Here is an 8154-nt window from a genome sequence, read left to right as displayed (position 1 = left end):
TCGAAGTGCGGGTGCTGCCCGGCACGACCTTGACATAGCCGCCGTTGTGCAATTCGAGCTTGTCCTTGACCAACTCGCTGGCGGGCGCGTGGCCGATGGCGATGAACACCCCCTTGCAGGGGATTTCCGTGATCGCACCCGTTTCGACATGGCGCACCCGCACGCCCTCGACCCCCTTGGGATTGTCGGTGCCGATGACCTCATCCAGCGTATGAAACCACAGGGTTTCGATCTTGGGGTTCTTCATCAGCCGGTCTTGCAGGATCTTTTCGGCGCGGAGCTCGTCGCGGCGATGGATGAGCGTGACCTTCGAGGCGAAGTTGGTCAGAAAGAGCGCCTCTTCCACCGCCGTATTGCCGCCGCCGATCACCACGATTTCCTGTCCGCGATAAAAGAACCCGTCACAGGTTGCGCAGGCCGAAACGCCAAACCCCTTGAACGCCTCTTCCGACGGCAGGCCCAGCCATTTGGCACGTGCGCCGGTGGCGAGGATCACGGCATCGGCGGTATAGGTGGTGCCGCTGTCACCCTTTGCCACAAAGGGGCGGCTGTCCAGATCGAGCGACGAAATGATATCGCCGATGATTTCACAGCCCATGGCCGATGCATGCGCCTCCATCCGGACCATCAGGTCTGGCCCCTGCACCTCGGTATCGCCGGGCCAGTTTTCGACCTCGGTTGTGGTGGTCAACTGACCGCCCGGCTCGATCCCTTGCACCAGAATGGGCGAGAGCATGGCGCGGCTGGCATAGACGCCTGCGGTATAGCCAGCGGGACCAGACCCGATGATCAGGCATTTGGTGTGACGGGTGTCGGACATGGGCGCTCTCTCATGTGATCTGCGGATTTGGCGCATGATATAGCCCTCTGGCGCGGGGCATGTAACCCCTTGCAAGGCGGATATGCACTGCGTGCCCTAGGGGCTATTCGGGAAATGATCTTGCGCAGCAGCGAAACATAATTGCGCATGTAGCCCATAATGCTATAACAATCGCGAAATCGAACAAGGAGTCCCCCATGGCCACGTCCCGTCTTGATCCCATAGATCGCAAGATTCTGGCGGAGTTGCAGGCTGACGGCCGGATGACCAATGTGGAACTGGCCAAGCGGGTCGGAATCTCTGCGCCGCCCTGCCTTCGCCGGGTGCGCACGCTCGAGGAACAGGGGTTCATTCGCGGCTATCATGCCGATGTGGACCCCCGCGAATTGGGGTTCGAGGTGCAGGTCTTTGCCATGGTCGGCCTGCAAAGCCAGGCCGAGGCGGATCTGAGCGCCTTTGAGGCGCGCTGCCGCGCCTGGCCGCTCGTGCGGGAATGTCACATGCTCAACGGTGAGGTGGATTTCATCCTCAAATGCGTGGCCCCCGATCTCAGCACCTTTCAGCGCTTTCTGACCGAGGAATTGACCGCCGCCGATAATGTCGCCAGCGTCAAGACCTCGCTCGTCATTCGCGGCGCCAAGGACGAGCCCGGCGTGCCCTTTGAAATCCTCGAGGCGCGGCTGAGCCAGTCAGCCTGAGATCAGGCGACGTTCAGCGTATCAGGGGCATCGAGTGGCAGGCGCAGATGTGCCAGCGGGCCGAATTGATGCGGCTCCTGAATTTGCGGAAAGAACGACATAAAGAGCGACAGCATACTCGGCCCCACGTCGCGCTCGAACCCGGCACCGGGATGAAAGCTCTCGACTTCCAGCCCATTGGCCGTGATCAGCGCATGCCGCCGCAGCCAGAGGTGATAGAATGTCACCGCGCGCGGCGGGGTGACGCCAAAGGCGTGCATCCCATCGGCCAGCACATGCGCGGGGCTAAGCACGTGATCCGACCCGATGCTGGCGCGCAGATCGCGCGGGCGCGTAAGAATCCGCGCCCCCGGACCGACCAGCAGATCGGCCATCGGCCGCGCAATGCCAAAGGCCTCGGCCATGATCCGCGTCAGCTTGACCGAACGGCTGGCAATATCCTCGGGGCGCAGCGTCATCCGGCCAATCCAGAGCACCGGCAGCGGCCCATGCGCAGAGGTTTGCAAGAGATCACCGGGCAGCAGGTCTTCGACCGCAACAGGCCCGCGCGTGGTGGTGATCAGCGTGCCGCGCGCAAAGGCGGAATGTGCCGCGTCAAAGAGCGGTAGCGCCGGGGCCATCTGCTCGCGCTCTTCTATTCCCCCATCGGCCCGCAGCCAGAGGTTCGTGTAATGCCGCATCGGCAGGCGGGGGGTTTCAGGACGCGCAGGAATGCGGCGCACAGGCGTCGCATAGGCGGCGTTCGCCGTCAGGCGGGGGATACTCATTGCTGTGTCACCTCAAATTCAAGGATGTCACAACCGCGTCGGCCCCCACCGACAACGACAGATGGACAAATCTGTTTGTTTAGTAGGATCAATATGAAGGTATGACGGGCTTTGCGTCAAATTTTCGGGGCAATTGTTCGCAGGTTGTGGGAAGTGGGCGCGAAGTGACGCGATTGTCGCCACAGCGCCCAATCCGCTTGCCACAATTCCAAGACCGATCTGCGAATCACTTTCGCCGCGCTCGTGCCGCTTGACGCAATCACGATCACAGCGGTATTCTGATTTTAGAATGTTTCGACTGTGTGCATATTTGAGTCGCCCAGTCATGAAACGCATTTAAAATTGTGACGTTGGCCTTGGGCCTGCGGGATTGGCTAAGATGGCATTTGGACGCTGGATGCGCAGACTAAGAGGGGTTGGCCTTGGGCCGGCGCTTCTTGTGCTGTTGCTGAGCGTTCGGGTCGCCACCGCCGCTGCGGTCGATTGCCAGCACGAATTGGCGGATGCCGCCCGCACTCATCTCCATGTGCAAGAGCAGATCAAGCTTGAGGCCGCCGCCCTTGGCGGCGAGCTCTGTCTGGTCGCAGAGCATCCCGGCGCGCTGACCACGCCCGCCGCCGAGGCCGAGCATGACGGCCCTCATCTGAACACGCCCTGTCCCTTCTTCAAGTCGCAAGCGGCGCTGACAGAGGCAAGCATCGCGCCCGACGCGCGGCATTTGAGTTTTTCGCGTGTCGTCCGTGTGTTTGACGATATGCGCGCGGCGGCGGGTGATCTGCCCGCCGGGTACAGCCCGCGCGCGCCGCCCGTGGTGGCCCTGGGATAGCTGGCATGCGTGCCACCGGGTCCATCCCGTGCGCCTCGCCGTTAATCGGCCAGGGGCCACTCCAGCGGGACCTTCGGTGACAGGATACCCTCCTCGCATGATCGTTTCGCCATGCTTACCGCCATTCGGGCCGTCTCCAGCGGGCCAGATGGCGGGACAAGCCCGAAGCATCAGGCCCCGCGTGGCCCATGCCAGCCCCAGTCGGCTTCTACCACCTCACGTTTCTGCCATTCCAATCCGTCCAATTTTCTGCACCGTATCGGCAAGGCCAAACATATCGGTGCGTCCCAATTGCGCCAGTGTCAGGCTGACCTCTTCCGTCATCACCTCCCACAGGCGGTGCAGACCGCGCTCGCCCCCCGCCGCCATCGCATAGAGCAGGGGCCGCCCGAGAAAGGCGAAATTCGCGCCCATCGCATGCGCCTTGACGATATCCTCGCCCGACCGCAGCCCGGAATCGAAAAAGAGCGGAAAGTCTGGCCCAAGCGCCGCGCGGATCTCGGCCAGCATCAGAATGGGCTCTGGCGCGCCATCGAGTTGCCGCCCCCCATGGCTGGAAACCTGTATCGCATCGACCCCGGCGTCGCGCAGACGCACAGCGTCCTCCACATCCAGCACGCCCTTGATCACCAGCTTGCCGGGCCAAGCCGCGCGCAGCCGCACTAGATAGGACCAATCCGCCGCCGCCCGGCTTGCGGTGCGGTCAAAACCGCCCTGCCGGAAATTCGCCATTTCAGGCTTGCCATGCCAGAGCGTGCCCAGCGACCAGCGCGGATGCAGCGCGAAATCCACGAATTGCCGGGGGCCGATCCGAAACGGCATCTTGAACCCATGGCGCAATTCGCGTGGGCGGCGGCCCACTTCGGGCACATCGAGCGTGACGACAAGGGTCTGATACCCCGCCGCGCGGGCGCGATCGACCAGCGCCATAGTGCCGCTGCCATCACCGCTGAAATAGAGCTGAAACCACGCATGCCCCTCGGCCACCTCGATCATCCGCTCGAGCGGGGTTGAGGCGACGGTCGAGACGCCCAAAGGCACGCGCTCCCGTGCCGCCAGCCGCGCCAGCATGAGATCCGCGCCCGGGGTGCTGAGATTGCACATGCCCATCGGCGTGATGCCAAACGGCACCCGTGCGCCATGCCCAAACACATCGCAAGAGAGATCCCGCTTGGTGACATTCCGCAAGACGCGCGGCCTTAGCCGCAGATCGCGCAGCGCCGCGCGATTGAGCGCCTCGCCATGCTCTGTGCCCGCCGCCCCGTCGATATAGTCGAACACCATCCACGGCAGACGCCGCCGCGCCAGACGGCGGGCATCCTCGGCGGAATGGATGGCATCGGCCCCCATGCAGCCCCCTTAGCGCAGCACATGCACGGCGCAGGGCGCATGCCGCACCACCCGCGCCGCCGTGGAGCCCAAGAGAAAATCGCTCAAGCCCGGCTTGTGCGAGCCGACGATGATGCAATCCGCGCCGTGTTTCTCGGCGTAATCGGTGATGGCCCGCCCGGAATGACCGCGCAGCATCACAGGCGTCACATCGGACGCACCCGCCACCCGCTCGGCCAAGAGCGCCTGCGCCCGGCTATAGGCGCCTTCAACCACCTCTTCATCGAGATAGGCGCGCACAGAGCTTTGGACAGGTTCATAGGCATGGAGCGCGATGATCTCACCGCCTTCGGCGCGCAGGGCGCGGGCAATCTCCAGCGCGCTCTCGCTGATCCCATGTTCCAGCGACAGGCCGACAATGATCTTGCGATACATGGCACTTACTCCTCTTCAGGGGACAAGGATGATCTTGGGGCTGGTCACGCGCCCGCCGCGAATATCGGCAAAGGCACCCGCGCCCTCGCTCAGCGCCCGTTCCTCCACCCAGTCGAGCGCGCCCAAACGCCCCTCGAACATCGCCTGCGCGCAGTCGCGGAAATCCTGCGCGGTATAGGTATAGGTGCCGATGAATGTGATCTCCTGCAACGTCATGCGCCGGATATCGAGGCCCCCGGTGGATTGCCCCAGACCGATATGCACGATCACGCCACCGGGCCGCGCATGGGCCGAGGCCTGCGCGCGTGTGGCCTCATAGCCCACACCATCGACCACGATGTCGAATTGCTCAGCCGGGTCGAGCGCATCGGGCGCAAGCGTTTTCTGATCGCAGCGCAGGTCGAGAAAGGCGCGCCGCGCCGCGTGCGGCTCGACCATCGTGACGTCCCGGATGCCTTGGGCACCAAGGCTCAGCGCCGCGCCCAGACCAATCGCGCCGCCGCCCAGCACCAGTGCCCGGTGCGGGCCATCGCCCAGCACCGCCCGCCCCAGCCGCACCGCATGCCAGCCGCAGGCAATCGGTTCGGCCAAGGCCGCCTGATGGGTGGTCACATGATCGGGCAGGGGCACCAGATTGCGCTCGGGCATCGCCAGCAGGCCAGCAAAGGCCCCCTCGCGCGGCGGCATGGAAATAATCTGCCGCGTGCTGCACAGGTTGTCGCGCCCCGCCCGACAGGCCGGGCAGGTGCCGCATGTCACCAGCGGATTGACCGTCACGCGCGCGCCCGTCATGGCCCCGCTCAGCGCCACACCTGCCGCCTCATGGCCCAGAACCAGCGGTGCCGGGCGGCGCTCGTCATGGCCCAGATAGGCGTGCATGTCCGAGCCGCAGATGCCCACGCTCTCCACCCGGATCAGCGCCTCGCCGTCTTGCGGCACCGGGTCCGCCACCTCGCGATACTCTAACGCCTCTGGCCCGGTATAGACTAAAGCCTTCATTTCGCGGTGAACCCCCCGTCGAGCATCAGAATTTGGCCGGTGACATAGTTTGACGCCTCCGAGCACAGGAAAAGCAGCGGCCCATCCATATCCTCGGGCTCGCCATTGCGCCCGATACAGGTCTGCGCCGCATTGCGCGCCGCGCGCTCCGGGTCGTTAAAGACCGGCGCTGTCAGTTCGGTGCGCACGAAACCGGGGGCCAGCGCATTGACGTTGATGCCGTGGCGCGACCATGCCTCAGCCATTGCGCGGGTCATCTGCGCCACGCCGCCCTTGCTCGCGCCATAGGCGATGCCACCTTGAAAGGCGCGGAACGATTGCAGCGAGGCAAAGTTGACGATCCGGCCCCAGCCCTTATCCCGCATCGCGGGCACAAGATGCTGGCTCAGGAAAAACGGCGCTGTGAGGTTGAGCGAGAGGGTTATATCCCAGCCTTCGGGTGTCACGTCATCTGCAACCTGCCGCGTGTTGATACCCGCCGCATGCACCACGATATCTGGCGCGCCAAAGGGTTCTGCCGCGCGCCGCGCGAGATCCGCAAGGCTATCGCGATCCGCCAAATCCTGCGCGATCACGGCACCGTTTGCACCCACCTCGGCCTGCCAGCCCGCCAGCGCATCGGCGCGGCGGGCCACGCCCACGACCCGTGCGCCGTGCTGCGCCAGAACCGTGGCCGCGCGCCGCCCGAGACCGGCACTTGCCCCCGTGACCAGCGCCACGCGGCCCGCGACGTCAAAGAGCCCCCGTTCAGCCATTGGCGGTCAGATCGAATGTTTCGTCGGGGAAATATTTGCGCAGGCGAATGTCGGCGGTGCGGGCATGCCCCTCCATCCCCTCCAGACGCGAAATGCGCGCGGTGGCCTCGGCCACGGGCTTGGCCCCTTCGCGGGTGGCGCGCTGCCATGTCACGATCTTCATGTATTTATGCACGCTGAGGCCGCCGGTGTAATTGGCCGCGCCCGAGGTGGGCAGCACATGGTTGGTGCCCGACGCCTTGTCACCAAAGGCCACGGTGGTTTCCTCGCCAAGGAACAACGAACCGTAGCAGGTCAGCCGCCCCAGCCACCAATCCAGATCCTCGGCCTGCACCGTCAGATGTTCGGGCGCGTAATCGTCCGAGGTGGCCGCCATTTCCTCGCGGTCCGCGCAGACGATCACCTCGGCATAGTCGCGCCATGCGGCGGCGGCGTTGTCGCGGTTGACCTCTGGCAGGTCGGCAATCAGATCAGGCACAAGGCGCATGACCTCTTCCGCCAATGGGCGGTTGTCCGTCACCAGCCAGACGGGCGAGTTATAGCCATGCTCAGCCTGTCCCACGAGGTCGGTCGCCACCACCATCGGATCGGCGGTGGCATCCGCCAGAACGAGGCTGTCGGTCGGGCCTGCGATCATGTCGATGCCGACGCGACCAAAGAGAATACGCTTGGCCTCGGCCACGAACTGATTTCCGGGGCCCACAAGGATATTCGCAGGCGGCAGACCAAAGAGACCAAAGGTCATCGCCGCAACACCCTGCACGCCACCCATTGCCATGATCACATCGGCCCCGCAGATATGCGCCGCATAGATGATCGCCGGGGCTACGCCCACGCCGGGGCGGGGCGGCGAACAGGCCACGATATGCTGACAGCCCGCCACCTTGGCGGTGGTCACGGTCATGATGGCGCTCGCAATATGGCTATAGCGCCCGCCCGGCACATAACAGCCCGCCGCATGCACGGGGATGCTCTTTTGTCCCGCAATCAGCCCCGGCACCACCTCGATCTCGATGTCGCGCAGCGTCTCGCGCTGGGCTTGGGCAAAGCGGCGCACATTGGCATGGGCAAACTCGATATCGCGCTTGAGCTTGTCGGGCACCAGCGCGGTGGCCGCCGCAATCTCCTCGGGTGTGAGAATGATGTTGCCCTCATAGCGGTCGAACTTGGCGGCATAGTCCAGCGCCACCTTGTCGCCCCCCGCCTCGATATCGGCCAGAATCCCCTGCACGGTCTCATGCACGTCGCCGGCATTTGAGGTCGAGGTAAGGGTTGCTTTCTTCAGGTAGTCACGGGTCATGTTAGGGTCCTATTTGTAGACATCAGGGAGCATCGTGGTCGAAATCGCCGGGATATAGGCAATCAGCAGCACCACGATCAGCATGAAGAAGACGAAGGGCACCGCCCGCCACGCGATCCGCAGGATGGATTCGCCGGTGATGCCCGACACGACAAAGAGGTTGAGGCCAAGCGGCGGCGTGATGAACCCAACGCCCAGCGCGGTGATCATCATGATGCAGAACTG

Annotated in this window: 10 protein-coding genes; 2 read left to right on the top strand and 8 right to left on the bottom strand. The window is 64.2% G+C overall.

Annotated features, from left to right (window positions below; translation table 11 throughout):
• Positions 1–820, bottom strand: an 820-nt coding sequence (locus KBT70_RS11820) for an FAD-dependent oxidoreductase (RefSeq protein WP_296633362.1), incomplete at its 3' end; no start/stop codon positions are given.
• 197 nt (positions 821–1017) lie between these two features.
• On the opposite strand from KBT70_RS11820, the gene KBT70_RS11815 reads away from it, so the two are divergent.
• Positions 1018–1518: an Lrp/AsnC family transcriptional regulator gene (locus KBT70_RS11815; protein ID WP_009817092.1), complete on the top strand. Its 501-nt coding sequence runs from the start codon at positions 1018–1020 to the stop codon at positions 1516–1518.
• A 2-nt stretch (positions 1519–1520) separates the two neighbouring features.
• Here KBT70_RS11815 and KBT70_RS11810 read toward each other — a convergent pair whose 3' ends face one another.
• Complete coding sequence (locus KBT70_RS11810; RefSeq protein WP_296633360.1) at positions 1521–2285, bottom strand: Hint domain-containing protein; 765 nt, start codon at positions 2283–2285, stop codon at positions 1521–1523.
• 397 nt (positions 2286–2682) lie between these two features.
• On the opposite strand from KBT70_RS11810, the gene KBT70_RS11805 reads away from it, so the two are divergent.
• The gene (locus KBT70_RS11805; protein WP_296633357.1) at positions 2683–3111 is read left to right on the top strand and encodes a hypothetical protein; all 429 of its coding nucleotides are present in this window, start codon (positions 2683–2685) and stop codon (positions 3109–3111) included.
• Positions 3112–3327: 216 nt separating this feature from the next.
• Here KBT70_RS11805 and KBT70_RS11800 read toward each other — a convergent pair whose 3' ends face one another.
• The 6 genes from KBT70_RS11800 to KBT70_RS11775 form a co-directional block, all read right to left on the bottom strand.
• Positions 3328–4461, bottom strand: coding sequence for an alpha-hydroxy acid oxidase (locus tag KBT70_RS11800; RefSeq protein WP_296633355.1), 1134 nt, complete (start codon positions 4459–4461; stop codon positions 3328–3330).
• Between the two features lie 9 nt (positions 4462–4470).
• The gene (locus KBT70_RS11795) at positions 4471–4875 is read right to left on the bottom strand and encodes a universal stress protein (RefSeq protein ID WP_296633354.1); all 405 of its coding nucleotides are present in this window, start codon (positions 4873–4875) and stop codon (positions 4471–4473) included.
• A gap of 15 nt (positions 4876–4890) precedes the next feature.
• Entirely contained in the window at positions 4891–5874 is a 984-nt protein-coding gene (locus tag KBT70_RS11790; protein ID WP_296633351.1) for an alcohol dehydrogenase catalytic domain-containing protein, read from the bottom strand.
• Complete coding sequence (locus KBT70_RS11785) at positions 5871–6629, bottom strand: SDR family oxidoreductase (protein WP_296633349.1); 759 nt, start codon at positions 6627–6629, stop codon at positions 5871–5873. The genes KBT70_RS11790 and KBT70_RS11785 overlap by 4 nt, the downstream gene beginning before the upstream one ends.
• Positions 6622–7929 (bottom strand): histidinol dehydrogenase, encoded by a 1308-nt coding sequence (gene hisD / locus KBT70_RS11780; protein WP_296633346.1) that lies wholly within the window; start codon positions 7927–7929, stop codon positions 6622–6624. Before hisD ends, KBT70_RS11785 begins: the two co-directional genes overlap by 8 nt.
• A gap of 9 nt (positions 7930–7938) precedes the next feature.
• Positions 7939–8154 (bottom strand): TRAP transporter large permease subunit (locus tag KBT70_RS11775; RefSeq protein ID WP_296633343.1); only part of this gene is annotated, 216 nt, incomplete at its 5' end.

Source organism: Roseovarius sp. (assembly GCF_018066915.1).
GTDB lineage: Bacteria > Pseudomonadota > Alphaproteobacteria > Rhodobacterales > Rhodobacteraceae > Roseovarius.
This window is presented reverse-complemented; position numbering and strand designations above follow the sequence as displayed.

What these genes read in the sequence shown, in the direction of transcription:
- KBT70_RS11815 (WP_009817092.1), top strand. Translation starts at nt 1,018, where the DNA reads ATGGCCACGTCCCGTCTTGATCCCATAGATCGCAAGATTCTGGCGGAG.
- KBT70_RS11810 (WP_296633360.1), bottom strand. Translation starts at nt 2,285, where the DNA reads ATGAGTATCCCCCGCCTGACGGCGAACGCCGCCTATGCGACGCCTGTG.
- KBT70_RS11805 (WP_296633357.1), top strand. Translation starts at nt 2,683, where the DNA reads ATGCGCAGACTAAGAGGGGTTGGCCTTGGGCCGGCGCTTCTTGTGCTG.
- KBT70_RS11800 (WP_296633355.1), bottom strand. Translation starts at nt 4,461, where the DNA reads ATGGGGGCCGATGCCATCCATTCCGCCGAGGATGCCCGCCGTCTGGCG.
- KBT70_RS11795 (WP_296633354.1), bottom strand. Translation starts at nt 4,875, where the DNA reads ATGTATCGCAAGATCATTGTCGGCCTGTCGCTGGAACATGGGATCAGC.
- KBT70_RS11790 (WP_296633351.1), bottom strand. Translation starts at nt 5,874, where the DNA reads ATGAAGGCTTTAGTCTATACCGGGCCAGAGGCGTTAGAGTATCGCGAG.
- KBT70_RS11785 (WP_296633349.1), bottom strand. Translation starts at nt 6,629, where the DNA reads ATGGCTGAACGGGGGCTCTTTGACGTCGCGGGCCGCGTGGCGCTGGTC.
- hisD (WP_296633346.1), bottom strand. Translation starts at nt 7,929, where the DNA reads ATGACCCGTGACTACCTGAAGAAAGCAACCCTTACCTCGACCTCAAAT.